The organism is Stenotrophomonas sp. YJH_SMC_79, from assembly GCF_059367995.1.
This window is the reverse complement of record NZ_JCAFRK010000002.1, coordinates 808,779-834,180: the sequence shown is the minus strand read 5'-3', so window position 1 is coordinate 834,180 and position 25,402 is coordinate 808,779. Positions and strand designations below refer to the sequence as shown.

The 25,402-nt window shown below is 63.3% G+C and carries 20 protein-coding genes and 1 tRNA gene; 15 read left to right on the top strand and 6 right to left on the bottom strand.

Annotated elements, in window-relative coordinates:
* Window positions 1–6 precede the first annotated feature (6 nt).
* Both AC5P57_RS10605 and AC5P57_RS10600 read left to right on the top strand, forming a co-directional pair.
* Window positions 7–651 (top strand): TetR/AcrR family transcriptional regulator, encoded by a 645-nt coding sequence (locus AC5P57_RS10605; RefSeq protein WP_099550983.1) that lies wholly within the window; start codon window positions 7–9, stop codon window positions 649–651.
* Between the two features lie 74 nt (window positions 652–725).
* Window positions 726–2,867 carry a TonB-dependent siderophore receptor gene (locus tag AC5P57_RS10600; protein ID WP_495219566.1) on the top strand — a complete coding sequence of 714 codons (2,142 nt, stop codon included), beginning with the start codon at window positions 726–728 and terminating at the stop codon, window positions 2,865–2,867.
* A gap of 108 nt (window positions 2,868–2,975) precedes the next feature.
* Here AC5P57_RS10600 and AC5P57_RS10595 read toward each other — a convergent pair whose 3' ends face one another.
* Window positions 2,976–3,257 (bottom strand): hypothetical protein, encoded by a 282-nt coding sequence (locus tag AC5P57_RS10595; RefSeq protein WP_010484816.1) that lies wholly within the window; start codon window positions 3,255–3,257, stop codon window positions 2,976–2,978.
* 211 nt (window positions 3,258–3,468) lie between these two features.
* Between AC5P57_RS10595 and AC5P57_RS10590 the strand changes: the two genes are divergently transcribed.
* The 8 genes from AC5P57_RS10590 to AC5P57_RS10555 all read left to right on the top strand — a co-directional run bounded on the left by AC5P57_RS10590 (window position 3,469) and on the right by AC5P57_RS10555 (window position 10,714).
* Window positions 3,469–4,143 (top strand): response regulator transcription factor, encoded by a 675-nt coding sequence (locus AC5P57_RS10590; protein WP_495219565.1) that lies wholly within the window; start codon window positions 3,469–3,471, stop codon window positions 4,141–4,143.
* Entirely contained in the window at window positions 4,143–5,492 is a 1,350-nt protein-coding gene (locus AC5P57_RS10585) for a sensor histidine kinase (protein ID WP_495219564.1), read from the top strand. The genes AC5P57_RS10590 and AC5P57_RS10585 overlap by 1 nt, the downstream gene beginning before the upstream one ends.
* Before the next feature lie 317 nt (window positions 5,493–5,809).
* Window positions 5,810–6,232 carry a hypothetical protein gene (locus tag AC5P57_RS10580; RefSeq protein WP_495219563.1) on the top strand — a complete coding sequence of 141 codons (423 nt, stop codon included), beginning with the start codon at window positions 5,810–5,812 and terminating at the stop codon, window positions 6,230–6,232.
* A 135-nt stretch (window positions 6,233–6,367) separates the two neighbouring features.
* Window positions 6,368–7,555, top strand: a complete 1,188-nt coding sequence (locus AC5P57_RS10575) for an efflux RND transporter periplasmic adaptor subunit (RefSeq protein WP_262234908.1) — start codon at window positions 6,368–6,370, stop codon at window positions 7,553–7,555.
* Window positions 7,556–7,566: 11 nt separating this feature from the next.
* Window positions 7,567–9,519: a MacB family efflux pump subunit gene (locus AC5P57_RS10570; protein ID WP_495219562.1), complete on the top strand. Its 1,953-nt coding sequence runs from the start codon at window positions 7,567–7,569 to the stop codon at window positions 9,517–9,519.
* 90 nt (window positions 9,520–9,609) lie between these two features.
* The gene (locus AC5P57_RS10565) at window positions 9,610–9,996 is read left to right on the top strand and encodes a hypothetical protein (RefSeq protein WP_262234906.1); all 387 of its coding nucleotides are present in this window, start codon (window positions 9,610–9,612) and stop codon (window positions 9,994–9,996) included.
* A 27-nt stretch (window positions 9,997–10,023) separates the two neighbouring features.
* On the top strand, window positions 10,024–10,401 hold the full coding sequence (locus AC5P57_RS10560; protein ID WP_099550976.1) for an EF-hand domain-containing protein: 378 nt from the start codon (window positions 10,024–10,026) through the stop codon (window positions 10,399–10,401).
* Between the two features lie 115 nt (window positions 10,402–10,516).
* Window positions 10,517–10,714, top strand: coding sequence for a hypothetical protein (locus tag AC5P57_RS10555; protein ID WP_080355030.1), 198 nt, complete (start codon window positions 10,517–10,519; stop codon window positions 10,712–10,714).
* Between the two features lie 86 nt (window positions 10,715–10,800).
* Here the strand turns inward: AC5P57_RS10555 and AC5P57_RS10550 are convergent, their stop codons facing one another.
* Window positions 10,801–11,139 (bottom strand): winged helix-turn-helix transcriptional regulator, encoded by a 339-nt coding sequence (locus AC5P57_RS10550; protein WP_099550975.1) that lies wholly within the window; start codon window positions 11,137–11,139, stop codon window positions 10,801–10,803.
* A 102-nt stretch (window positions 11,140–11,241) separates the two neighbouring features.
* Between AC5P57_RS10550 and acuI the strand changes: the two genes are divergently transcribed.
* The 3 genes from acuI (at window position 11,242) to AC5P57_RS10535 (ending at window position 15,559) form a co-directional block, all read left to right on the top strand.
* Window positions 11,242–12,231, top strand: a complete 990-nt coding sequence (gene acuI, locus AC5P57_RS10545) for an acrylyl-CoA reductase (NADPH) (RefSeq protein ID WP_262234905.1) — start codon at window positions 11,242–11,244, stop codon at window positions 12,229–12,231.
* A gap of 146 nt (window positions 12,232–12,377) precedes the next feature.
* Window positions 12,378–12,698 carry a hypothetical protein gene (locus AC5P57_RS10540; RefSeq protein WP_142806279.1) on the top strand — a complete coding sequence of 107 codons (321 nt, stop codon included), beginning with the start codon at window positions 12,378–12,380 and terminating at the stop codon, window positions 12,696–12,698.
* A gap of 107 nt (window positions 12,699–12,805) precedes the next feature.
* On the top strand, window positions 12,806–15,559 hold the full coding sequence (locus AC5P57_RS10535) for a UvrD-helicase domain-containing protein (RefSeq protein ID WP_262235183.1): 2,754 nt from the start codon (window positions 12,806–12,808) through the stop codon (window positions 15,557–15,559).
* A gap of 1,218 nt (window positions 15,560–16,777) precedes the next feature.
* On the opposite strand, the gene AC5P57_RS10530 is transcribed toward AC5P57_RS10535, so the two are convergent.
* From AC5P57_RS10530 to AC5P57_RS10520, 3 genes are all read right to left on the bottom strand, one after another.
* Window positions 16,778–17,179, bottom strand: a complete 402-nt coding sequence (locus tag AC5P57_RS10530; RefSeq protein ID WP_099550971.1) for an ankyrin repeat domain-containing protein — start codon at window positions 17,177–17,179, stop codon at window positions 16,778–16,780.
* Window positions 17,166–21,521 carry an RHS repeat-associated core domain-containing protein gene (locus AC5P57_RS10525; protein WP_495219577.1) on the bottom strand — a complete coding sequence of 1,452 codons (4,356 nt, stop codon included), beginning with the start codon at window positions 21,519–21,521 and terminating at the stop codon, window positions 17,166–17,168. The genes AC5P57_RS10530 and AC5P57_RS10525 overlap by 14 nt, the downstream gene beginning before the upstream one ends.
* 593 nt (window positions 21,522–22,114) lie before the next feature.
* Window positions 22,115–22,204 (bottom strand) — tRNA-Ser (locus AC5P57_RS10520).
* 124 nt (window positions 22,205–22,328) lie between these two features.
* On the opposite strand from AC5P57_RS10520, the gene AC5P57_RS10515 reads away from it, so the two are divergent.
* Window positions 22,329–23,399: a DUF4241 domain-containing protein gene (locus AC5P57_RS10515; protein WP_262234903.1), complete on the top strand. Its 1,071-nt coding sequence runs from the start codon at window positions 22,329–22,331 to the stop codon at window positions 23,397–23,399.
* A gap of 81 nt (window positions 23,400–23,480) precedes the next feature.
* Here the strand turns inward: AC5P57_RS10515 and AC5P57_RS10510 are convergent, their stop codons facing one another.
* Window positions 23,481–24,473, bottom strand: a complete 993-nt coding sequence (locus AC5P57_RS10510) for a LysR family transcriptional regulator (protein WP_049429058.1) — start codon at window positions 24,471–24,473, stop codon at window positions 23,481–23,483.
* Between the two features lie 122 nt (window positions 24,474–24,595).
* On the opposite strand from AC5P57_RS10510, the gene AC5P57_RS10505 reads away from it, so the two are divergent.
* Window positions 24,596–25,183, top strand: a complete 588-nt coding sequence (locus AC5P57_RS10505) for an FMN-dependent NADH-azoreductase (protein WP_099552322.1) — start codon at window positions 24,596–24,598, stop codon at window positions 25,181–25,183.
* Window positions 25,184–25,402: the final 219 nt, after the last annotated feature.

Genomic DNA, 25,402 nt, shown 5'->3' with positions numbered 1-25,402 from the left:
CCGCCCATGACCTCGCCCCCTGGTCGTCGCGAACAACGCAAGGCCGAGACCCGACAAGCGATTTCGGACGTCGCCACCGAGCTGATCATCCGGCGCGGCTTCGAGGCCGTCTCCATGTCCGAGATCGCCGAAGCCGCGGGCGTCTCACGCAAGACGGTCTTCAACTACTTCGCCAGCAAGGAAGACCTGGTGTTCGATCGCGATGAGGAGGCGCGCATGCTGCTGCGCGAGGGCATGATGGCGCGCGGCGGCATGACCCCGCTCGCGGCCTTCCAGTCACTCGTTCGTGAGTTGCTGGAGGCCGGCCATCCGCTGCTGCGCATCAATACCGGCGCTGCCGCCTTCTGGGGCACCGTGGCCGAGAGCCCGGTACTGGTCGCGCACGCGCGACGGCTGCAGGCGCAGTTGACTGACGATCTGGCGCGATTGATGGCCGACGCTGTCGGCCGGCCTGCACATGACGCCGAAGCGCGATTGGGCGCGGCCATGCTGCTGGCGTCGATGGTGGCGGCCTATGAGAAAGGACTGGCAAGCCAGCTTCAGCACGAGGACCCGCGCGAGGCCATGCTGCAGCTGATCGTGCGCGGTGCCACCGGGGTACTGGTGGCCCTGGCGGGCACCCCGTATACGGATCCCGGCGCGCGTCCATAGCGCATTCGGGGGATAGGTTTCGAAGTGTTGCAAATGCTAATCTTTCTCATTTGCAGACACATGACCTTCCCCCAATGCCCCTTTCCACGCCCCTGCAGCGCACCCTGTGCCTGGCACTGACCCTGCCCCTGGCCGCCCTTGCCCATGCTGCCGAGCCCTCGACTACCGCGCCCAAGGACCTGGACAAGGTCGAGGTCCGCGGACGTGCACAGACGCTGTATCGGGTAGACGATGCCGCGGTCGGTACCCGCACGGATACGCCGCTGGAACTGGTCCCGCAGTCGATCCAGGTCATCCCGCGTGAACTGATCGACGACCAGGCTGCGCGTCAGGTGACCGACCTCTATCGCAGCATCAGCGGCATCAGCTATTTCAGCTATGCCGGGGTGACCCTGCGCGGCTTCCGCCAGGAGAACGTGCTGTATGACGGTCTGCGCGGTGACCCGTATGCAGGATTTTCGGTGCCGCAGCTGTTCAACATCGAGCGCGTGGAAGTGCTGAAGGGGCCGGCAGGTGCACTGTATGGCGGGGGTGATGCGGGCGGTGTCATCAACTACGTGACCCGCAAACCGAAAGCCAGCGCCGAACGCCGCATCGAGGTCCAGCTGGGCGACAAGGACTTCCGTGCCGGATCGATCGAGGGTACCGGGCCATTGAATGCCGCCGGCAGCGTGCGCTATCGCGCCGGGCTCTATGCCGACAGTGAAAAGGGCGTGCGCTGGAACACCGACAGCGAGACTGTGATCGGCGACGCCTCGCTGGCCTTCGACGTCGGCCAGACCGGCGAACTGGTGCTCCAGTTCACCGACATTACCCAGAACCTTGGCGGCAACCGCCTGCGCGGCGTGCCGGTCAACGATGCAGGCACGTTCCTGACCGACCGGCGCTGGAACCACAACGAGGCCAGCGACTTCCTCGACATGCGCGCCAAGGTGGCGCTGGCGCAGTACCGTTTCGCGCCGAGCGACACTCTGGACCTGGACTTCGCCGCCCGCTGGTTCAGCAACAACGAGCACCAGATGTACCACGAGCCGATGGGTCTGATCGATCGTGACCGCGATGGCGTGGCCGAATGGATGACCCGCCAGCTGCGCAACCAGATCCGTGACAACGAAGCATTCACTGCCAACGGCAATGCAGTCTGGCGGGTGACCACCGGCGCAGTTGAGCACAAGGTGCTGTTCGGCGCCGATGTGTACCAGCTGGATGCGGATTTCACCGCACAGACCGCCAACAGCGCTGACCTTGCGCGTGGTGCCGGGCCGGTGCGCGGCATCGACCTGTTCAATCCCGTGTACGGCGCCAGTACCTGGCACGACTACAACCTGGCTGCCCTGCCCTGGCGCAGCACGTCCACCCGCAGCAAGCGCTATGGCGGCTACCTGCAGGACGAACTGGCACTGGGCCCGCGCTGGCATGTGCTGGCCGGGCTGCGCTGGGATGGCTTCAAGGATGAGGATCGCATCACTGGCACGAGTGTGGATGGCAACGATCTCAGCTGGCGGCTGGGCAGCACGTTTACCGTGCGCGAGGGCCTGAATGTCTACGCCAACGTCGCCAGTGGTTTCGTGCCGCAGAGTGCCGCCAACCAGAACCCAGCCGCCGGCGGACCGTTCGATGCCGAACGCAGCAAGCAGTGGGAGGTGGGCCTGAAGTCCCTGCTGGCCGACCGTGTGACCTTGAACATGGCGGCCTACCGGATCGACCGCAGCAACATCGTGCAGGCCACCGGCGAGGTGATTGGTGGCGTGAACCAGTTGGCCGCGCTGGGCCTGGTACGCAGTACCGGCATGGAGCTGGACCTGTTGGCCGATCTCACCGAGCGCTGGGTGCTGAACCTGACCTACGCCTACAACGATGCGCGGGTGAAGGACGCCGGCCCGAATGGCATCACCAACGCCGCCGGCGACCGCTTCGCCAATGCGCCGCGCAACAAGCTGGGCCTATGGACCCGCTACGACCTGCCGGCAATCAACTCCGCCATCGGCTTCGGAGCAGACCATGTGGGCGAGCGTGTCAGCCTGGACGGGCAGACCGTCAAGGCCTACACCGTGTTCGACATGAGCTGGAAGACCACGTGGAAGCAGTGGCAGTTCCAGGCCAACGTCAAGAACCTGTTCGACAAGGTGTACGCGGCCAGTGGCTTCATCGAACGCAACGGGCACTTCCCTGGCGAGCCTCGGCGGGTGTATGTGCAGGCGGCTTACAGCTTCTGAGGCAGGGCTGCGAACCATGATGACAGGGGGAGGCGGCTTACAGCTTCTGAGGCAGGGCTGCGAACCATGATGACAGGGGGAGGTGGCAACCCACCTCCCCTCCCGGCGTCAGTGCGAGCAGGCCACCAGCATCGAGCGGGTCGCCATCTGGGTGGAGGTGAAGCCGTTCTTGTTGCCCACCGCGATGGCGTTGCCGTCGTCGCCATCCTTGCTGAAGACCACATAGCCGCCTGGGCACATCTGCCCGGCCTTTTCGTAGCAGCCACTCCAGGAGCTGGAGCCACTGCAGTCGATGGAGACGCCGCGCCGGCCATCGGGGGTAACGGTCATCCTGGCGGTGGTACAGCCACTCAGCGCGGCCACGAACAACAACGGAACAAACAGCTTCATGGGTACTCCAAGGGGTTGGGGATCAGCGGAAGGGCGCCAAGGCTGGAGTGCCCGGATTGCGCGAACCTTGCGCCCATGCCCTCTTTCATGCGGCATCAGGGGCCTACGGGGCATCCGGACGGCACGCCATGTTCACGCAATGTTCCTGTAATACGGTGCCGGCGCGTGCCGAACCGCCCTGCCACGCCCCCTTCCTGCGCAAGCCCTGCCGATGCACATCCTGCTGATTGAAGACGAGGTCGAACTGGCCGCCACCCTGAAGTCCGCCCTGCAGCGCGAGCGCTACGTGGTGGATCTGGCCAACACGCTGGCGCTGGCCCGCGAAGCAGCCCTGTACGGATCGCACGACCTGGTATTGCTGGACCGCACCCTGCCCGACGGCGATGGCTTGGGATTGATTCCGCTGTTGCGTGAGCGCAACCCCGGGGTGCCGATCATCGTGCTGAGCGCGCTGGGGCAGCTGCCGGACCGCATCGCCGGCCTGGATGAGGGCGCGGACGACTATCTGGCCAAGCCCTTCGCACTCGAAGAGCTGTTCGCCCGCATCCGCGCTGCCGGGCGCCGCCCGAGCGGCATGCAGGTGGAACTGGTGAGCATCGGCCGGTTGGTGTTCGATCCGGCATCGGGCGAGGCCAGCGTGGACGGGCAACGGCTGGAGCTGCCGCGCCGTGAGATACGTGTACTGGCCGCGTTGGCCCGGCGGCTGGGCCGCACCGTGCTGCGCGAGTCGATTGAAATGGCGGTGTATGGATTCGATGACGGCATCCATTCCAACACGCTCGATTCACATGTCTCGCGCCTTCGCCGCAAGCTGGCCGATGCCGAAGCAGGAGTAGAGATACACGCCATCCGCGGCGTCGGCTATCTGATGCGGGAAGCCAAGTAATGGCGCGTCGTCCATCGCTGAAGCGCCCGTTGATCGTCAAAACGCTGATCTATCAGCTGCTGGCGTTGCTGGTGGCGTTCTTCGCGCTGCTGATGGTACTGATACGTGCCGACAGCGGTGGCTACTACACCATCCAGACCTTCGCGCCGGTGGCTGCCGACGCGGTGCACCGCGACCGCAATGGCGAACTGTACGTGCAGAACACGCCGGAACTGGCCGAACTGCTGAAGATCGTTCCCGGTGCATGGTTCATCGCCGAGGATGAGCACGGCCACCACGTAACGTTCGGGCCTGTGCCGCCGGCCTATGCCTCGCTGGTAGGCGCACTGGATGGCATTCCCTTTGGCGACCTGCGCGGGCGCGACCGCAGCGATGGCCTGGCCGTCGTGATCCGCCAGCACAGCGGCCCGGCCGGCAAGCTGACCATCATGGCCCACGGCGAAACCGATACGCTGACCTGGCAGATGGCGCTGGCGGCACACATCATCACCCTGCCGATCTTCCTGCTGCTGGGCCTGGCCACCATCGTCCTGACACCGGTCATCGTAAGACGAGCCCTGGCCGGGGTGGAGCGCATCGCGCAGGAAGCCCGCAACATCTCCGCCAGCCGCCGCGGTGTCCGCCTGACGGAAACCGCTGTACCGGTAGAGATCGCTCCGTTGGTGACAGCGGTGAATGAGGCGCTGGACCGGCTGGACGAGGGACACGAACGGCAACGCCGCTTCATTGCCGCCGCCGCACATGAGCTTCGCACACCCATCGCGATTCTGGGGGTAAAGGTCGATGCGGCCGACGATGCCACCTCGCGCAGCCTGGCCGTGGAAGTGGCACGGTTGGCGACGCTGGCAGAGCAGCTGCTGGATCTGCACCGCATGGACGAGGACGGACCGAAGGAAACCATCAACCTGGCGCGGGTGGCCAAACGGGTGGCCGCTGATATGGCGCCGCTGTTGATCCAGTCGGACAAGGCGGTAGCCGTGGCGGTGGAACCCCACTTCCCGGTGCTCGGCGAGACCGGCGCGGTGGAACGTGTGATCTCCAACCTGGTACTCAATGCTGCCGAACATGGCGGACGCCAGATCGTCGTGCGCGTCCAGGGCAGCTGCCTGGAGGTTGAGGACGACGGTCCCGGCATACCCCTCGACCAGCGCGAACGCGTCTTCGAACCCTTCCAGCGGCTGAGACCGAGGCAGACCGGCGCGGGCCTGGGGCTGAACCTGGTGCGCCAGGTGATCGACCGCCACGGTGGCCGCGTCACGATTCTGGATGCGCCTGGCGGTGGTGCACTGATCCGTGTTGAGTTTCCTTTGCATCCAGGCGTGACCAGCATGCCACCGCTGGAGCACTGAACACATCGCATGCACCTGTGTAACCGGCACCTGTCCATGCGTGGCCAGCAGCGAGGACAGGCAAGGTTGCGGCAATGTTCGCTGGACAGCATCGGGGGGTGGCACCTGCCGTGCCACCGCGTTCCGATCTGACAGGAAGCCTGCATGTGACCCAGGGAGCTCCTCCACCGTCCTCTTCCAGGCGCACTGTGCCACCACGGAGTTCGCCGGGACTTACCGCTGCCGCATGGAATCGCCGCCCGCGCGATGGCCGCGCGCCCGGCCTGCAACATTGGCCGCGTTGGCTGCGGGCAGTTCCTGATACCGAGCGCGCTGGCGTGCTGATACGGCTGTTCGGCGCTTTGTTCCTGCTGCTGCCCGGCATTGCGCTTGCGGCTTCAACGTATCGGCACGCGAGCACAGCGCCGGCGGCGGCCGTGCTGTTGTTCGTTGGCTTGCACGCTGCGCTGCACGGGTTGGCGGCATGGCGCGCGGCAACCTCGCGCCCGACGCCACCACTGCTACGCGTCCTGGATGGACATGCCGCTGGGATAATGATTGCCAGTGCGCTCATGATCACCATCGGTGCAGGGATGACGAAGCTGCCTGGTCCAATGTTCTCCTGGTTGGTGGCCGGCGCGGCGAGTCAACTCTGCGGTGCGCGAATGCCAGGCCACCGCCTGCGCAATACGCTGCTGGTTCTCGGTAGCGCCCTGCAGTTCATCGCCGTGGCACTGCTCGCCCTTCTTGCCGCACGCTGACACAACGATAGTCCCGCAAGGTTCGCGCAACCCAGCGCATCGAGACTCGACGGCCAACCACGTCTGCCACGACAGACGTGTGTCTCTTCTGTCGCGAGGACCCCCGATGACCTGTCTTTTCTGGATGCTGCGCCGATGAGCGCCGTACCGCGCAAGCGCCGCCGTGCGCTCATCATTGCTGCCGGCCTGCTGTGCAGCGCGCTGATTCTGCTTGCATGGTTGCGGCCCACGCCACCACCGCAACTCCAGGTTGCGCCGGTCGTTCGCGGCAACATCGAACAGGTGGTGGAAGCCACTGGCACGCTGAAGCCCTCGCGACTGGTAAGCGTTGGTGCGCAGGTTTCCGGCCGCATCGAGACCCTGCATGTGAAGCTGGGCGACAAGGTGAAGGCTGGCGATCCCATCGCCGATATCGACTCGCGAACACAGCGCAATGCACTGCTGAGCGCGCAGGCTGCACAGCGCACTGCGCGCGCCAACCGCGATGCACTGGCCACCGACCTGCGCCAGTTCGAGCTGGCCCTGCATCGGCAGCAGCAACTGGTGGCCACGCAACTGGTGGCCCGCGCCGACTTCGATGCGGCCAAGGCAAAGGTCGATGCCACCCGCGAACAGATCGCCGCACTGGAAGGAGAGATCGTGCAGCGGCAGACCGACGTGGATATCGCACAGACCAACCTGGAGTTCACCCGCATCACCGCGCCCACCGACGGCACCGTGCTGGCCGTGGTGGCACGCCAGGGGCAGACCGTGAACGCGGTACAGAGCGCACCGACCATCGTGATGCTGGGCAACCAGGACGTGATGACGGTATATGCGGAAATTTCCGAGGCTGATGTTGTGCACACATCGGTTGGCCAGGAAGCGTTCTTCACCATCCTGGGAGACAGTGGCCGACGCTACAGCAGCAAACTGCGCGACATCGCACCGGCACCCGAATCGATCACCCGGGAAGATGCTTCCGGCCTGGCTTCTCCCGCGACCGCCGGTGGCAGCCGCACGGCCATGTACTACAACGGGCAGTTCGACGTGTCCAATGCAGATGGCCGCCTGCGCAGCTACATGACCGCACAGGTGCGCATCGTGCTGGGGCATGCGAAAGGCGTACTGATCATTCCTTCGGCAGCACTGGGTGCACGTGCCGCCGATGGCCGCTACAGCGTGCAGGTTCGCGGCAAGGATGGCCACCCAGCCCCACGGAGCATCACCACCGGGCTGGACGACCAGATCAACGTGGAAGTGCGTAGCGGCCTGCAGGAAGGCGAGCAGGTGGTGCTGGCCCAGACCGGCGATGCGGCCGCCTCAGTTCCCGCACAGCCATGACGGGCAAAGAAATGGACACACCGCTGCTGCGCGTGCGCGGCATCCGCCGCGAGTTCGCGGCCGGCGAACAGACCCTGGTCGTGCTCGATGGCATCGACCTGGATATCCGTGCCGGTGAGCTGGTGGCCATCGTCGGCCAGTCCGGCTCGGGCAAGTCCACGCTGATGAACATTCTCGGCTGCCTGGATCGCCCTTCTGCGGGCCAGTACCAGATCGGCGGGCGCGAAACCGCACGGATGTCGCCCGATGAACTCGCCGAACTACGCCGCGAGCACTTCGGCTTCATCTTCCAGCGCTACCACCTGCTGACCGATCTGACCGCACTGGGCAATGTGGAAGTGCCCGCGATCTATGCGGGGATGCCGGCCAACGCGCGCCACGCCCGGGCGGGCGAACTGCTGGCGCGGCTGGGCCTGGGTGAGCGCCTGCGACATCTGCCGGGCGAACTGTCAGGCGGCCAGCAGCAGCGCGTTTCGATTGCGCGCGCACTGATGAACGGCGGCGCTGTGATATTCGCCGATGAACCCACGGGTGCACTGGACACACACTCCGGCAAGGAGGTGATGAAGATCCTCGGCGAACTGCATGCCGAGGGCCATACCGTGGTGCTGGTAACGCATGACATGGCCGTGGCCGACCATGCCCAGCGCATCATCGAAATCCGCGACGGCCGGATTGTCGATGATCGTGCCACGGGCAGGGGCCCGGCCACAGAAGCGCCAGCAGCGGCCTTGCCGCTGCGCGGCCATGGCAGCGGCCTCCAGGCGATGCGTGACCGCTTCGCAGAGGCGTTCCGGATGGCCCTGCGCGCAATGAATGCGCACCGCATGCGCACCTTCCTGACCATGCTCGGCATCATCATCGGCATTGCGTCGGTCGTATCGGTCGTGGCGCTGGGCGCCGGGGCGCGGCAGGCCATCCTGTCCAACATCTCATCGCTGGGCACCAACACCATCGAGATCTATCCCGGATCCGGTTTTGGCGACCTGCATTCGGCACGCGTGGAAACCCTCACCCCCGGCGACAGCGTGGCTCTGGCCCGGCAGCCGTTCGTGGACAGTGCCACGCCCGGAGTGGCTACCAGCGGAACCGCCCTGCGCGCCAACCGCTCGGCCAGCGTGCAGGTGCAGGGCGTCAGCGAGCAGTACTTCCGCGTACATGGCCTGAAGCTTGGCGAAGGCGCCTTCTTCGGGCCACCCGCCGTGGCCGGCTACCAGCAGGTGGTGGTGATCGACGCCAATACCCGCGCCCACTTCTTCGCTGCGGCGGACAATCCCATCGGCCAGAGCCTGCTGCTGGGCAACGTGCCGGTACGCGTGGTGGGCGTGGTGAAGAAGGACGCCGGCGCGGCCGGCGATGCCTCGCTGCTGCGGGTGTGGCTGCCCTACACCACCACCATGGCGCGCATGCTCGGGCAGCGGCATGTTTCCAGCATCACCGTGCGCGTCTCCGATGCGATCAGCATGGAAGCGGCCGAGCAGGCCATCGCACGGTTGCTGACGCGGCGCCACGGCAGCACCGACTTCTACATGAGCAACAACGCGCAGATCCGTGAATCCATCGAACAGACCACCGGCATCCTGACCATGATGATCAGCTCCATCGCCGCCATCGCACTGGTGGTGGGCGGGATCGGCGTGATGAACATCATGCTGGTCTCGGTGACCGAGCGCACCCGCGAGATCGGCGTACGCATGGCGGTGGGCGCGCGTCGCAGTGACATCCTGCAGCAGTTCCTGATCGAATCGGTGCTGGTGTGCCTGCTCGGTGGCGTGCTCGGCATCGGCGTGGCCCTGGCGCTGGGTGCCGCATTGGAGTTTGCCAACGTGGGCTTCAGCCTGGTGTTCTCCGTCCATTCGATTCTGGCCGCCTTCGCCTGTTCCAGCCTGATTGGTATTGGCTTCGGCTTCCTGCCCGCACGCCGCGCCGCCCAGCTGGATCCAGTGGAGGCACTGGTTCGATAGCCACGGCATCTGCCAGCAGTGACGGCAGGTTCGCGCAATGTCTGCGCGGTCTACTGCAGCTACCCACAATGTCTGCACAGGAGCCGGACGATGTTTCTGAAACCAGGAAGAACCGCATTACTGCTGGCAGCAACCGTACAACTGGTTGTGCTGTTGCCTTACTCCGGCGACGCCCATGCGCAACGAGGCGATCGCTACGCCCCGCAGTGGAACCAGGACTACCGTGATCGCGATCGTGATGCCTGGGAGCGGCGCGAACGTGAGCGGGAACGCGAGCGCCGGCACGACGCCAAGACCGCCGGCGTGGTGATGGGCGTGGTTGGTGCAGCAGTGGTGGCCGGCGTGATTGCCGCTGCTGCCAAGCGCGAACGGGAAGTCCGCGAGCGCGCCGACTACTGCATGAACCGCTATGGCAACTACGACCGCCGCAACGATACCTATCGCGGCGCCGACGGCTACACCTATCCCTGCCGCTGATTGACCCTCAACAAGGACAAACACCCCATGACCCGAACTGCTCTGTTGATTGCACTGTGCGCTGCCCCATTGCTTGCCGGGGCCGCACCGGCCGACCCGAAACAGGCCTACATCGATTCCACGTTCACCGCGATGGATACCAACAACGACGGACGCGTCGACAAGGCCGAGTACACGAGGTTCCAGCAGGGACGCTTCAGCAAGCAGGCCGATTCGATCGACGCCGCGTTCACTGCCATGGACAAGAACAAAGACGGCAGGATCAGCAAGGAGGAAGCCACCGTGGTGCCGGAGATCGCGAAGTACTTTGCGGGCCTGGACACCGATGGTGACGGCTATCTGTCGCTGAAGGAGATGCAGCAGGCCATGGTTGCCGCACAGACTGCAGATACGCCAACAAAGTAGATTCAGGGCCAGGCACTGAAGATGGATGCTGATCCGGGCGCGGTGCGGGTTGAATGCACCCTCTTCCCGCGTTAGCCTCCGAGGTGCCCAAGGAGGGCTATCAACGGAGTGAAGCATGAAGATTGGATTCAAGCTGTCTGTTGCTATTGCGGCTGCTGCACTGACCCTGGGAATCGGCAGTGCCTCCGCGCAGTCCCGCTGTACCCCGTGCTACACCGCCTACGATGCATGCCTGGCGGCGGGTAATGGCGAAAACGTCTGTTACCCGGCGTTCGCCCGTTGCCTGAGAAACAGCGGCTGCACCATCCCGTAAGTCACGCGTTGCCGTGACGTGTGCCGGCCCCCATCCGGGGGCTGGCATTGGCATGCGCCAGATTCGATGCCCAGTCCGCAATCAACTCAGGAAGAACGCTGGAAACCGCGATAGGTTTCACCCCACTCGCGCATGGCCAGCAGCACCGGAACCAGCGTGCGCCCGAACTCGGAAAGCTCGTACTCCACCTTCGGTGGCACCTCTGCATAGACATGGCGGATCACCACGCCGTCAGCCTCCAGTTCCCGCAACTGGCTGGTCAGCATGGACTGTGTGGCGTTGGGCACACGCCGCGTCAGCTCCATGAAGCGTCGCTTGCCTGTCATCAGGTGAAACAGAATGATCGGCTTCCACACGCCGCCCATGACCGACAGCGTGACTTCCACCGCGCAACCGCTCTTGCCGTCCCAACGCCTGCTACGCATGCATACTCCGGAAAACCATAGTACCTACGGAAAATCATCGTTCTTGTTGCGATAGTGGTGCGAGCCTAGCATGGGCTCATCCACTGAACGTGAGACCGCACCATGAGTTTCAAGGCACTGCTGACCCGCAAGACCCACGCCGGCGTTTCCACGGAGCTGGTCGATTTCGACGAGGCCAACCTGATGGATGGCGACGTGCTGGTGCAGGTCGAGTATTCCACGCTGAACTACAAGGACGCGCTGGCCCTCACCGGCACGCGCCCAGTGATCCGGACGTTCCCATTGATTCCTGGCATCGACCTGGCTGGTGTAGTGCTGGACTCCAGCAGCGTCGACTTCAAACCCGGTGACCGCGTTGTGCTCAACGGCTGGGATCTCAGCATGGGCCACCACGGCGGCCTCGCCCAGCGTGCGCGCGTGCGTGGCGAATGGCTCAACAGGATTCCCGACAACCTGACCACCCGTGACGCCATGGCCATCGGCACCGCCGGCTACACCGCGATGCTGTGCGTGCTGGCACTGGAAGACGCCGGCGTGACGCCTGACAAGGGCGATGTGCTGGTCACCGGCGCCAACGGTGGCGTCGGCTCGATTGCGGTAGCGATCCTTTCAAAGCTGGGCTATCGCGTGGTGGCCGCCACCGGACGCCCGGAACACGCCGGGTACCTGCACAGCCTGGGTGCCGCCGAGATCATCGACCGCGCGCAGCTTTCAGAACCGCGCGACCGGCCGGTGAGCGCCGAACGCTGGGCCGGTGTGATCGATGTGGCAGGCGGCCCCACCCTCGTCAACGCCATTGCCGAAACGAAGTACCGCGGCGCGGTGGCCGCCTGCGGGCTGGCGCAGAGTGATGAGCTGCATGGCTCGGTGCTGCCCTTCATTCTCCGCAACGTAACGCTTGCCGGCGTGGATTCGGTGAATGCGCCGCAGGCCGTCCGCCAGCGTGCATGGGACCGGCTTGCCACCGACCTGGACCCGCAGAAGCTGGAAAGCACCGTACAGTTGATCGGGCTTGCCGGGGTGCTGGACGTCTACGACCAGATCATTCCGGGCAAGGTGCGCGGGCGGATTGTGGTGGATGTGAATGCGTGAGCGGATCGTCTGGATCAACTGCAGTTGATGCAGCTCCCATGCTGCGGCGAATGGTGAACACGCGGTGAAACGACGCGGGCGGCGGTGACCTCAAGCCAACGCCGCTCGCATACGCTCGGGTTCCCATCGCCGCCTGGACACCCGACATGCCAATGACCGCGTTCGCACTTGCCGCTGCGCTTTCGGGCCTGCCCGACATCACCTGGGAGCGCGAGCGCGCCGAGGATGCGCACCAGCTCACGCTGTGCCAGATCCATCGTGATGCGCTGAAGCAGAACGAGGGCAAGGACGATGCCTATCCGCGTGCCAAGGCGGTCTGCGATCTGCTGGCACGCGAGTACAAGGACAAGTGGGATTTCGATGCACAGGATGCCCTGGCCGCTTCGGCGGTGGATCTGGATGAGCTGATCCGGCGCGGAGATGTAGTCGAAGTACCGCCCACGAAGCAGGATCGCGCCTACGAGTGACGCCGTGCCTGCAGGCAAGGCCGCACGCATCGTCAAGGGCCCTTATCATGTGGGCTTGGGGGCCCAATACGCCCTATTGACGCTTGCAAGGCAGTATCTGGATGTCTATGGAATGGTGCCCCTCGGGCTGGGGCCGACGCGTGACCCGTTCGCCTCATTGGTCGCTGCGGCTTGATGGCGAGCATGTTGAACTCAGTGTCTCCGGCCAGCAGTACCGGCTGCGCGTGGATGATGATCAGCGGGTGCAGATCCATCCAGGGATCTTCTGGTCACGGGTCGAGCTGCAGACCGGCGATGCTGCTGGGCTGTGCGTAGACGGGCTCCCCAATGGACAAGCGTCCCGGCTTGCGGCTGAGCTGCAACACGTGCTCTTTGTGCGCACCACGCGAGGGCGCAAGGCCCTGTTCGACACGATTCTGGAGCAGGTCCAGTCGTGGCTGAACGACGCGGACGCCCTCATTGACCGAGGCAATGCCGGCCGCCGCTGGATCACCCACGAACAGCAGCAGGCGCTGCTGGCTGAGCGTTGCGCCCTGCCCCTGCAGCCGCCGGAGCTGGAGCAGCTGTTCCGCGATGAAAACGTGCATGAAGACCTGCGCGCGGACAGCCATCGTGCAGCGCTGGACGCCCTGCGCGACTGGAACCTGGATTGGTCCGCTGCCTGGGCCGAAGCCAATGAAGCCATGACCCAGCGCGAGCTGGCGTTGGCCAAGGACTTCCTGGACCGGGTCGAGAGCAAGCCGCTGACCGAAGAACAGGCCCGCGCCGTCATCTGCCTCGACAACCGGGTGCAGGTCGTAGCCGCGGCCGGTTCCGGCAAGACCTCCACCATGGTCGCCAAGGCCGCTTATGCCATTGATCGGGGCTTTGTCGAACCCGAACGCATCGTGATGCTCGCCTTCAACAAGGACGCTGCCAAGGAGCTGGAGGAGCGCGCGCAGCGATCCTTCGATCGGCTCGGCATGGGCGACACCGTGGTTGAGGCGCGGACCTTCCACGCCCTGGGCCTGGCCATCATCGCCAAAGCCACCGGGCGCAAGCCCGATATCCCGGAATGGACCACTGACGCCACATTGGGCTTCAACAAGCTGGCCGAACTGGTGGACGACCTGAAGGACCGCTCGACCTACTTCCGCACCCAATGGGACATGTTCCGCCTGGTGTTCGGGCGCGACTTGCCGCCACTCGGTGCGGAAATGGAGGCCGACGGCTACGACCGCGATGGCACGCCCTACATCCGCGCCCTGCAGGGTGAGCGGGTGAAGAGCCTGGAAGAGTGCGTCATCGCTGACTGGCTGTTCTACAACGGCGTGACGTACGACTACGAGCGGCGCTACGAATTCGATACGGCCACCGACACCCATCGCCAGTATCGCCCCGACTTCTATTACCCGGACGCCGGGCTGTATCACGAACACTTTGCGCTGGATGCCGATGGCCAGCCGCCGGCGCATTTCGCCCATTACGCCGAGGGCATGCACTGGAAGCGCCAGCAGCATGCGGCACGCGGCACCGCCCTTGTCGAGACCACCTCGTTTGGTCTTCGCAGTGGATACGCCCTGCAGGATCTTGCGGAGAGGCTTGGCGGGTCGGGTGTCGAACTCGACCCCAACCCCGACCGCGAGCTACCCGAGCAGGGCGCAAAGCCGATGCCGGACGCGGACCTGATCGGGCTGATGCGCACATTCATTGCCCACGCAAAGAGCAATTGCCTGACGCTGGATGACATGGCCGAGCGCCTGCGGCAGACGCCCGAAGATCAGTTCAAGGAACGGCATCGGCGCTTCCTGGAAATCGCCAGCCCTGTTTTCCAGGCTTGGGACAACGCACTGGCTGACGAGCACGGCATCGATTTCGAAGACATGCTCAACATGGCGGCCGGACTGCTGGAGCAGGGCCGCTATGAATCGCCCTACGAACTGGTGATGGCCGACGAATTCCAGGATGCCTCGCGTGCCCGCGCCCGGCTCTGCCGCGCCTTGGTCAGCAAACCAGGGCGCTACCTGTTTGCGGTAGGCGATGACTGGCAGTCGATCAATCGCTTCGCCGGCGCCGACGTCTCAGTGATGACCGGATTCCGCGAATGGATGGGCCAGGGCCAGGTGCTGAAGCTGGAGCAGACATTCCGCTGCCCGCAGGCGCTCTGCGATGCTTCAAGCCACTTCATCAGCCGCAACCCCGCGCAGATCGTCAAGGAGGTTCGTTCTACTACACCGGCGATGGGCCCGGTGCTGCAGGCGTTCCAGATGAATCGACGCGAGGAGCTGCAGGATGGCGTTCGCCAGTACCTCGCCAAGCTGCATCAGCAGTTGTTGTCCGGAGCGGTGCCGCAAGGGCGCAATGGACGCGTGACGGTCTTCATCCTGGGGCGCTACCGCGCCGATCGCAGCGCGATGCCTTCGGATTGGAAGGCAGCCTTCGGCAGCACGATGGACGTAGAGTTCCTCACGGTCCATCGATCGAAGGGATGCGAGGCGGACTATGTGATCCTGCCTGGCATGGTCAATCGTGGCTTCCCGAGCCTGCGCTCGGATGACCCGGTGCTTTCCCTGGCAATGCCGGATGGCGATAGCTACCCATTGAGTGAAGAGCGGCGCCTGTTCTATGTCGCACTTACCCGTGCGCGGCGGTCGGTGGCCATGTTCACTCTGCAGGGGAAACGTTCGCCCTTCCTTGATGAGCTGGTGTGGGACGGCACGGTGGAAGTGACAAGCCTGTCGGGCGTGGCCATCCATGAAGAGCGCTGCCCGGTGTGCAAGGTGGGCGTGTTCGTGGACCGCAATGGACCGCATGGAGTGTTCCGGTCGTGCTCGAGCTACCCGTTGTGCCATAACAAGCCGAAGGGTGCGCGTCGGGGATGAATGCATCCCGCTCCCTCCACATATGCCTGTCTGCATCAGGGCACACAGGCACCGTCTCGGTTTCGCCCCCGGCATGATGCGCGCCATGGCCTTTCCGGAAACGAAAAAGCCCCGGCAGGACCGAGGCTTTTGTCTGGATGGTGGCGAGGCTGCAGGGTATCGCAAGGTCCCCACACGTCCTCGCCGCGTCTTATTACGGGATAATGCAGCCATTCAGACGCAAGCATTGCATATAGTTCCGGGTACAGATGCTCAAGTCTGTACCCGACGCCTCGCATGCAATGTATTGGACCTCGCAGACGGAACAAGGGCCGGGGGCTTTCGCCGTGGCGCTGCCGATTCCAAAGGTCAACGCACAGGCCGCAACAGCAACAGAAAGCTTGAATCCAATCTTCATGCCATGACTCCGTTGGTCGCCCTCCTTGGGCATCCGAAGCCTAGCGCGGGTGTCTGGCACATTCAAATTTCCTGCCGCCAGCGTCAGCGCTTGGGCACCTGGAACGATTACCGTCCTTGAATGAAGCAATTCCCTGCAGCCAGAGGAATGCACCGGTCTATTTTTTCACCTGACCCTCGTGACCGGATGGCTGGCCCGCAAGAGCTGTAGAAACAGAAAAGCCCCTGTTTCCAGGGACTCCTCTGAACTTCTTGGCTGAAAAAGTGGGATTCGAACCCCTCAGATTTCACGCAGCTGCAGTTGATGCCCCTCCATCCTGCAAAGAGCGGTGAACGCGCAGCGATGCGCCACGGGCGGCGGCGACCTCAAGCCACCACCACTCTCATGCGTCGGATTCCCATCGCTGCCGGAACACCCGAGCTGTCAATGACTGCATTCGCATTTGCCGCCGTGCTTTCAGCGCCTGCCCAGCATCAACCAGGAGCGCGATCGCGCAGAGGATGCGCACCAGGCCATGCTGCGAGGAACCCATTGCGATGCGCTGAAGCAAAATGTGGAGAAAAACGATGCCCGTCCTCATGCCAGGGCGGTCGGCGATCTGCTTGCGCGAGGGCGCAAGAACAAGCGGGAGTTCGATGCGTAGGTTGGGCGCACTGCATCAACAGTCGATATGAACGAGCTGACCCAACCTGGCGCGCCGGTGGAAGTGCCGCCGACGAACCACGATGGCACCTACGTGCAATGGCGCGCCATCCTGACTCCGTGATCATCTCAGGCTACCCTGAGCTGCGGAGTGACGAGCACGCCCCAGTACCCACACCTCATCCACCTTGAACCCTCCCTGGCATCCCGCTCTCGATCTGCTCGACCAGCTCATTGAAGATGGGTCTCCTCTTCATTATCTCCAGCACCGAATCGCCCACCTCATCCAAGATCATGGGGTCCGCACCACAGGAAAGAAGATAGACAACGGCCTCGAAACCTTCATTAATCACCGCGTTCGCCATCGGCGTCAGCCCAATATCTCCGAGCACGTCAATATTGGTCACGAACGGCATCAGCTCCTTGAGCAGCTCCACGTCATTGTTGAACGCCGCTATATGCAGTGGCGTATCGTCGTCGATTCCATGGCTTTCAGGACACGTCAACTCGCAGCCTTCGAAGGCGTGGTAATCATCGAACCTCGCAAGCAGCCTCTTCAGTTCCGGATCAGTTGCACTCATCGGGACACTCCCTACGAAGTCTCTCTTCAAGGATCTTCAGCTCCGCCCAATCTCTTGCGTTCACCGCAGCGTGGCGACCCCCAGGGTACTTTGGCGTCATCCATCGCATGTCCCATGAATGCCTCGCTAATGCGAGCTTTTTCATGCACTCGATTCTATTCCTAAGATTCTTGCATGGATCCTCATCCCGCTTATATCCCTGCTGATTCAACTCTTTGTACTTACGGTACTCGAGGTCCCTTCGTTCCTTATCGGTCAACCACGCCGAATTCATCAGCGCCCCCAACAGCGACGCGTTGCCGCTTGTCGGATCGAGCCACGCACCGAGATCCATGAACTGCGCTGCCGTTGCACTCGATGCCACAACGCCTGCGGCATCCATCTCCGAGCTCCGCCCTGTATCGGCCAGCTGTCCAGCCAAGCGCTGCAGCTCGCGAAGACCCTTTGGGTCAACGCGCTGGACAGGCCGAGCACTTACATAACTGAATGTTGAAATACCCCCAGCGAGCCCAATCGGATCGCTTTGGGAGTAGCGCCCCACTGCTGGGTCATACTCACGTTGATAGTTGTAGAACAACCCGGTCGCTTCCGTCGCCTGCTGCCCCGGAAAACGAAGTGAAAGGTCAAATTTAACGCCGTCACCGTCAGGATCCGGGTTCGGCATCTGATTACCGAATACTTCGCTCCTGCTGCTCCATTCCCATATGGCAGTGTCTCGAACAGGATCGACCACGACGCGCGGCGTTCCGAGGTGATCGGGCTGGATGTAGACCAACTCCGGAGAACCAGCGTCTGCTGAGCTGATCAATGCCACTGGATAGTCATCAAGCCAGATCGCCTGCTGCGACCGCCCTGATTCAAAGTGGTCGCCCAGCCATTGCCCTGCTTCGTCATAGAGCGTGATCTGCTTATCACCGCCGAACGGAACGCGAAGAATGCGTTCCCCTAAGTGATTGTACGCGTAGCCCTCAAGCACATTCCCGTCTTGCTTCACCGCTGCCATGCGATTGGCGTCGTTATACTCGTATTCCTTGCCTTCCATGCGGACGGTGTTGCCGGAGGCATCATGATCGCGCCCCACACCATCCACGGCCGTCAGGTGATGACTCGTCGCGGGATAGGTGTAGAGCGAGAGGCCACCCGCGGTCTTCAGCGACGTGCGATTGCCGGTGGAATCGTATGCATAGGTTTCGATGGGCGTTGCGGTGAGCCCATCCTGAGTCTGCGTGAGGCGCCCCAGGGCATCATAGGCATAGCGGGCCATCACCTGCGAGCCACTGCCATTCTTCAGCGCAACGATGGAGCCAACGGGATCGTAGCTGTAGCTCTGGGAGAGCCCCCCGGGGGTCGGATCATTCACAGCCTGTGCGCGATAGTCGAGATCCAGAGGACGATCCAGCCGCCGACCATTGCCATACGTCCAGCCGATCACCGGACCGAAGGCGGCGTAGGCTACGTCGTTCACCACGACCTGCCGGGCCTGACCAGGCCGGGTCAGGCCGATTTGATTCACACGATCAAAGCCATCCCGGACGTAGTCGACGATGCTCCCGTCCGGGTACACCAGTGTCACAAGGTTTCCGGATGGACTATAGGAGTATCGCACTGTCCGTGTCAGACCATTGATGGTCTGCACCTTCCGGGTGATCTGGCCAAGGCGACCGTAGCAATACAGCGTACTGCCACCAGCATGCTGCACCTGGCCGAGCCTCCCCTTTGCAAACCGCTCGTCGGCAGGGCACGACTCTGGCGCCAGGTCATAGCTGTAGCTCACGTCAAGACTGGCATCCGGGTAGGCAATTCCAATCACCCGATCCAGAGCATCGTACTGATACGAAGCAGTAACGCCACGGGCATCGGTGAACGTCCGACGGTTGCCGCCAGAGTCAACCGTGTACTGACTGGCACCGCTGTCTGGGCTGACTTGCCCAGTCAGGTCGCCAAAGGCGTTGTAGGAATAGGTTGTAGACAGCCCCTTGGGATCAGTTACCCGGATCACCTGGTCCATGGCGTTGTAGTGCGTACGGACTTCCACATCCAAACCGCCAACGTCCTGAAGGGACAGCACAAGGCGATTCAATGGATCGTATTGCTGCCGGCTCTTGCGACCCAGAGCATCGGTCCTGGAAGCGATGTTACCGTTGGCGTCGTAGGAATAATCGGTGGGGTTGGCGCCGGAATCTGCCTCTGTGGTCAATTGCCCGAACTGGTTGTAGATCCGGCTGAGCGCCCGCTTCAGCACGCCATTGACGTCCCGCGTCTCTTCCACGACTCGATTCCCTGCATTGTCCAGGACGAATGTGATTGAGTTTCCTTGGCTATCGGAAATCGCCGTCAATCGGTGGGCTACGTCGTAGGAGTAGGAAACAGAGGATCCATCTGGCTGCGTTACCCGCTTGACGAGGCCTGTGGGCCAGTAGTCGAGGCGAGTGGTGCGTGCGCCAGCGCCGGATGCCGAATCAAATCTGACAATGGTTGGCCGGCCACGTGGATGGTACGCAATCTCGGTAACGATGCCATTGGGGTCTTTGACAGACGTCGGTCTTCCAGCCCCGTCATAGGCGAGCAGCTCGGAGATGTGACCCGCTGCATTGATGACCTTCCAGAGGTCGCCTTTCCTGTAGAGGCATGAGCCGGAGCCCGTGGCGCAGCCTGCATCACTGCTGGGATAGTAGATATAGGACGTCGTGTCAGTGACATCCAATCGGGGTCCGTCGACCTGGGTAAGCAGACCGAGCAATGGGCACCGCCCTGCCGCCACATCGTCCGCTTCGCAGTAGGTGCTCGTTGTGGTTCGCGCCTCGCCCGTCGCCGGATCGACCTGCGTAGCAGCGAGCGCTTGCCCCCGTGCGTTATAGGTCCAGGTGGACCTGGATACCAATACGTTCGCCGCATCAAGAATGCGGCGCTCGACCGGCACCCTCAAACTTGGATGCCAGTCGGTCTGCACGATTCGCCGCAGACCCGTTGCATCGTTGGCAGCTTCGACACGCTGGACTTCGAGCAGGCGCGCGTTGTGACTGAATGTTGTCTCGTTACCGGCAAAGTCCACCGATGACTGCACCATGCCATTCCCATCATAGGTCTTGGCCCTGGCGGTGTTGCTGCACCCCAGACACAGCTCATCGAGGGACGCGAGCCGGGCGACACGATGCTTCACATCGAAGCCATAGTGGCGCACCTTCCCCAAGCTGTCGGTGACAGTCGTCGTGCCATCGTCATTGAACGCTAGCAAGGTTCTATCGATGGTACCCGTCGCGTAGTCACCGTGGACACTCAAAACACCACGCCGATAGCCATCGTAACCCCAGCTCGCGTAGCGCTGACCACTTTCATCGGTGATGCCCGTCAACGTGTGGGGCTGGGAAACACCAGTCGTCTGATCCAATTCGTTGTAGTGGTAGCGACGGACGGACTCACCGGCTGGCGCTTCCGGATAGGAAACGCTGACCAGATCCCCATCGGCGTAGCCATATCGGATAGCACGCCCGGTTGGCAACGTAACCGATGCGACCATTCGATCCTTGTACGTGAAGACCAGACTTCGCCCTTCGGGGTCGGTTACCTTCTCCAGCCTCTTGATGCCATCCGCATAAGCATTGGACAGTACCTGTCGATGACCGCCAAGATCGGTGATCGATGTGAGCAGACCATCACGATCATAGGTTTCTACAGTGCCGTCGCCGCGCGAATAGGTGAATGAGCTGAGTGCCCCTCCACTCATGAAAACACTGATCCTACCTGCAACATCTGCATCGCTCAGCCACTCATCGCCAACGCGAGTGAAGCTCTGCCGCGCTCCATTTGAGCGCCGCGCAATGATCCGATACATCACATAGTTGCCATCCGTCACCGGATAAAGGCGTGCTGAGTACGAATGCGTCCAACCCGCCCCCATCGGCAGAGGATCACCTTCAAGCGCCCGACCGCTGTTGTATGTCCTCTCCAGGCTCAGCGGGAAGACGCCCGCACCAACAAAGTCGACTTCATGCTGCCGCTTGTTGCCGGTGGCGCTGTCAATGGGATTGCTTCCGTTGCCTCCCGCAATGAGACAATTGCTGTCGCATTTCGGTGAGCCGTACTCGCCAGTTTCAGGATCCTCGAGACCGGGAAGCGGATACTCGGGTGGGCCGTCATTTTGAACGCATCGCCCTGCACGCCTGCTCCACCGTTCCCCGGCGAGGCAGCCAAAACGCCAAGAGGCATAGTATTGTGACGGCTGGCCTACAGGGCGCAAGAAGATTCCCGACTCTGGCGGATAACCTTGCCTAATAACTCCGAAGCCGGGAGTGCAGTAGCTTGGCTCTGAAAGACGGGCGCGCGCGGACTCACACCAAGACATCGCCTGATGCATTGTTGTTTCAGCCAATGCACTAGATGCTGAGGCACATCCAGCTACCAGCAGTAAAGAGGATCAGCACCCTGTGCAGGATGGCATCTGACGTCCTGCTGCGGCACCATGACCGCATGCGTGAATCCATCGTTCGTTCGATATCTAACACTGCACTTCCTCCATGAAATTGGGATCAGCTCTCCTCGACCACAACATCATGCGCAGGCCGTACAAAAGCAGCGCACGTGATGAAGCCAATTGAATAGATCGAGTTGAGCTCCCGCCTCGTCACGCTACAGTCCGCCCCCCCCCGCTATCAATCGTGATACCCGATCGCAGAAGGGGACAAACAACATCGAAGGAAACCTACACTATCGCCGCATCAATGACATTGCCCATAAGCGTCAACTGAGACAATTAGCAGCGAATCTGGGCATAGCCGAACGAGATCGACCCACCAGTTTTGTGCAGCAACATCCAGCACAACCGGAGTCAGACTGATGACACGAGCCCTCAACTGACGGCATTCGCCCGAGGGATCCGTCTCGCACTGCTCGGAAAAACAAAAAAGCCCCTGCTTCCAGGGGCTCATCTGTACTTCTTGGCGGAGAGAGTGGGATTCGAACCCACGGAAGGTTTGACCCTTCGCCGGTTTTCAAGACCGGTGCCTTAAACCGCTCGGCCATCTCTCCAATCGGGTCCCGGTCGCCCGGGCAGCGGCGTATTCTCGCACGTGAAGGCCATTTGCCCAAGACCACCCTTGCTCCCGCCCTTCGCATCCGGCACGGTGGGGCCTCCACTGCAATCGGAGCCACCATGGCCCATCTCGATCTGGCCAACCTGCGCACCACCCTGCTGGACGACACCCAGCTGGCCGCAGTGGCCCTGCACCGCACCTTGGCCGGGCACCTGCCGGTCAGCAGCGGGCATCTGGTGGTCTGCGATCCGCTGGTCCAGGCCGAGGCACCTGCGCTGGCCGACTACACCGCCCCGCTGGGCCGGCATCCGGTCGAGATCATCGTGCACAGCGGCCGCCCGGCGCTGGCCGTGGTCTGGTTCAAGCCTCGCGAATCCCTCACTGCGTCTGCCCTGCACTGGCAGATGGCGCGCTGGACCACGCAGGACCTGACCGGATTGGATGAGGACAGCTTCATCGGCTACCCGGTCGACGCCGGCATCGGCTGCTTCATGGATACCGACACCCAGCAGGCACTGCTGGCCCTGATCGAACAGGCCGATGGCGACGAAGGCAGCGAGTGGTCTGATGCACTGATCGACCATGACGGCCTGGATGAGGGCGCCGAATACCGCCCCTGGGGCGAGGACTCACCACACGGCCTGGTCGTATTCACCAGCGGCTGGGGCGACGGCGTCTATCCCAGCTACTGGGCGCTGGATACGTCCGGCATTCCGGTCGCTCTGGTCACCGATTTCCTGTGCATCCAGGGCGGTGATGGGCGCGACGAGCGCGAGATCGCCGACCAGGCCTATCGCGACGGTCTTCCGCCCGAAGAAGCCGAAGCACTGGCACGACTGGTAGCGGCGGTGGAACGCGATGACGCGAACGTACTGCGCGACCTGCTGAAGGATGCGCCACAGCGTGCCAACCAGATCGAGCCCGGATGCGGCGGCACCGCCGTGTTCGAGGCGATCCGTCTGGACCGCCCAGAGGCATTGCGGGTGCTGCTGCAGGGCGGCGCGTTGCCGGCAATGCCCGAGCGCCTGCACATGAGCAAGGTGACCAGTTACCTGGACTACGCGCGCTTCCTGAAGAAGCCACGCAGCGCGGAACTGATGGCGGTGCTGGAAGCACCGGTCATTGCCGAGCCCACACCGGCCGCACCGCTGCGGCGCGGCTTCTGGGACCGGCTGTTCGGCCGGAACTGACCGGGGCCGGAAAGCAGCAACGCCGGGCATGGCCCGGCGCTGCCGTTTCACAGATTGGCAGTGCAGGTGCGGGGAGGTTCCTCAGCCCGCATCCACTGCCAACGCGCCCAATGCACTGGCCTTGATCCGCTCCTTGGCCTTCTCACAGGCACCATCGCAATGCAGGCGCGAGGCCTCCAGCTGCGGCGGCAGGTGCTCGGCCAGGAAGTCGATGAACACGCGCACCGCCGGCAACAGGCCACGGCGCGAGGCGAACACGGCATGGCACACGCCCTGCGGCAGCGACCAGTCCGGCAACACCACTTCCAGCTCGCCATTGCGCACGGCATCGGCGCACACGGTTTCCGGCAGCATGGTGATGCCGAAGCCGTCCTTCACCATGCTCTGCAGCAACGGGAAGTCGAAACCGGCCACGCGCGGCTGCAGGTCGACCCGGCGCACTTCGCCTTCGGGGCCGTGCAGCTCCCAGCGCTGGCGGGCTTCGTCTTCGCTGATGCTGAGGGTGACGTGCTGGGTCAGCTCTTCCGGGTCCTTCGGCCGACCGGCGCGGTCCAGGTACTTCGGGCTGGCCACCAGCAGTTCCTGCACCTGGCCGAAGCTGCGCATCACCAGGCTGCCATCGTCGTCCAGGCGCGAACGCACGCGCAGGGCCACGTCGTAACCTTCATTGATGATGTCCACGCGGCGGTTGCTGATGTTCAGCTGCAGGCGCACCTTCGGGTACTGCTCAAGGAACTTGGGCAGCAGCTTGGGCAGCTGCATCTGCGCCAGCGACACCGGCACACTGGCACGCACCACGCCGCGCGGTTCCGCGCTGAGGCGGTCCACCACTTCACGTGCGGCCTGTGCCTCGGCCAGCATCGTCTGCGCGTGGCGGTGCACGCTGGTGCCGACATCGGTAACCGCGAAACGACGCGTGGAGCGCTGCAGCAGGCGTACGCCCAGGTCGGTTTCCAGCTGGCTGATGCGGCGGCTCAGGCGCGACTTGGGGATACCCAGTGCGCGCTCGGCGGCGGCGAACCCGCCGTGGTCGACCACCATCGCGAAGTAGTACAGATCATTCAGGTCATGCATGCCCGAGTTCCATATCTAGAACAATACGTGGCATTCAACCACCTTTATTCCGTCTTTGCAACAACCTATCGTTCTCTCCGTCGGCGGCAAGCCCGCCACCTCTCCCGAACATAGGTACTGCCATGAAGCTTCTGCACATCGACGCCAGCGTGCTTGGCGACAACTCCGTCTCCCGCCACCTGACCGCCGCCGTGGTGGCCCAGTTCACGCAGCAGATCGACGGCCTGCAGGTTGATTATCGCGATCTTGACGCCAATCCGGTACCGCATCTGCGCAGCGGATCGCTTGCCAAGACCGACGCTGCCGAAGCCGCCGATGCTGAACAGGTACTCGAGCAGTTCCTGGCGGCCGACATCGTGGTGATCGGCGCGCCGATGTACAACTTCAGCATTCCGTCCACCCTGAAGGCCTGGATCGACCGTGTGGCCGTGGCCGGGCGCACCTTCAAGTACACCGAGAACGGCCCGATCGGCCTGGCCGGTGGCAAGCGGGTGATCATCGCCAGCAGCCGTGGCGGCATCTACACCGATTCGCCCGCGGACTTCCAGGAGCCGTTCCTGCGCCAGACGTTTGCCTTCTGGGGCATCAACGATGTCGAGTTCGTACGCGCCGAAGGCATTGCCTACTCGCCGCAGCACCGCGAAGACGCCATTGCTGGCGCACTGGCTGCGCTGCCGTCGCACGAAGCGGCCGAAGCCGCCGCTGCATAAGCGTTCCAGCGTTCGGCGCCGCTCTCTCCTCGTCGAGGCGCTGAACGCGGGCCGGGATCCCCTCCCCCATCCCGGCCCACCCTGGCGGCCCCGCTTTGCGGGGCCGTTTTTTCTATGGGGTATGGCGTGGCTGCTGCGCCATCCACGCATGGCGTGGATCTACTGTCCGTTCGCGTGGATTCCGTGCCATGCGCGACGCTCACCAGGGCGTTAGGCTGA

Excerpts from the sequence above, each read along its gene's own strand:
- AC5P57_RS10550 (WP_099550975.1), bottom strand. The coding sequence starts at position 11,139 with ATGCGTAGCAGGCGTTGGGACGGCAAGAGCGGTTGCGCGGTGGAAGTC.
- AC5P57_RS10605 (WP_099550983.1), top strand. The coding sequence starts at position 7 with ATGACCTCGCCCCCTGGTCGTCGCGAACAACGCAAGGCCGAGACCCGA.
- AC5P57_RS10570 (WP_495219562.1), top strand. The coding sequence starts at position 7,567 with ATGGACACACCGCTGCTGCGCGTGCGCGGCATCCGCCGCGAGTTCGCG.
- AC5P57_RS10600 (WP_495219566.1), top strand. The coding sequence starts at position 726 with ATGCCCCTTTCCACGCCCCTGCAGCGCACCCTGTGCCTGGCACTGACC.
- acuI (WP_262234905.1), top strand. The coding sequence starts at position 11,242 with ATGAGTTTCAAGGCACTGCTGACCCGCAAGACCCACGCCGGCGTTTCC.
- AC5P57_RS10525 (WP_495219577.1), bottom strand. The coding sequence starts at position 21,521 with ATGTCTTGGTGTGAGTCCGCGCGCGCCCGTCTTTCAGAGCCAAGCTAC.
- AC5P57_RS10590 (WP_495219565.1), top strand. The coding sequence starts at position 3,469 with ATGCACATCCTGCTGATTGAAGACGAGGTCGAACTGGCCGCCACCCTG.
- AC5P57_RS10515 (WP_262234903.1), top strand. The coding sequence starts at position 22,329 with ATGGCCCATCTCGATCTGGCCAACCTGCGCACCACCCTGCTGGACGAC.
- AC5P57_RS10510 (WP_049429058.1), bottom strand. The coding sequence starts at position 24,473 with ATGCATGACCTGAATGATCTGTACTACTTCGCGATGGTGGTCGACCAC.
- AC5P57_RS10535 (WP_262235183.1), top strand. The coding sequence starts at position 12,806 with ATGGAATGGTGCCCCTCGGGCTGGGGCCGACGCGTGACCCGTTCGCCT.
- AC5P57_RS10555 (WP_080355030.1), top strand. The coding sequence starts at position 10,517 with ATGAAGATTGGATTCAAGCTGTCTGTTGCTATTGCGGCTGCTGCACTG.
- AC5P57_RS10565 (WP_262234906.1), top strand. The coding sequence starts at position 9,610 with ATGTTTCTGAAACCAGGAAGAACCGCATTACTGCTGGCAGCAACCGTA.
- AC5P57_RS10575 (WP_262234908.1), top strand. The coding sequence starts at position 6,368 with ATGAGCGCCGTACCGCGCAAGCGCCGCCGTGCGCTCATCATTGCTGCC.
- AC5P57_RS10585 (WP_495219564.1), top strand. The coding sequence starts at position 4,143 with ATGGCGCGTCGTCCATCGCTGAAGCGCCCGTTGATCGTCAAAACGCTG.
- AC5P57_RS10595 (WP_010484816.1), bottom strand. The coding sequence starts at position 3,257 with ATGAAGCTGTTTGTTCCGTTGTTGTTCGTGGCCGCGCTGAGTGGCTGT.
- AC5P57_RS10530 (WP_099550971.1), bottom strand. The coding sequence starts at position 17,179 with ATGAGTGCAACTGATCCGGAACTGAAGAGGCTGCTTGCGAGGTTCGAT.
- AC5P57_RS10560 (WP_099550976.1), top strand. The coding sequence starts at position 10,024 with ATGACCCGAACTGCTCTGTTGATTGCACTGTGCGCTGCCCCATTGCTT.
- AC5P57_RS10505 (WP_099552322.1), top strand. The coding sequence starts at position 24,596 with ATGAAGCTTCTGCACATCGACGCCAGCGTGCTTGGCGACAACTCCGTC.
- AC5P57_RS10540 (WP_142806279.1), top strand. The coding sequence starts at position 12,378 with ATGCCAATGACCGCGTTCGCACTTGCCGCTGCGCTTTCGGGCCTGCCC.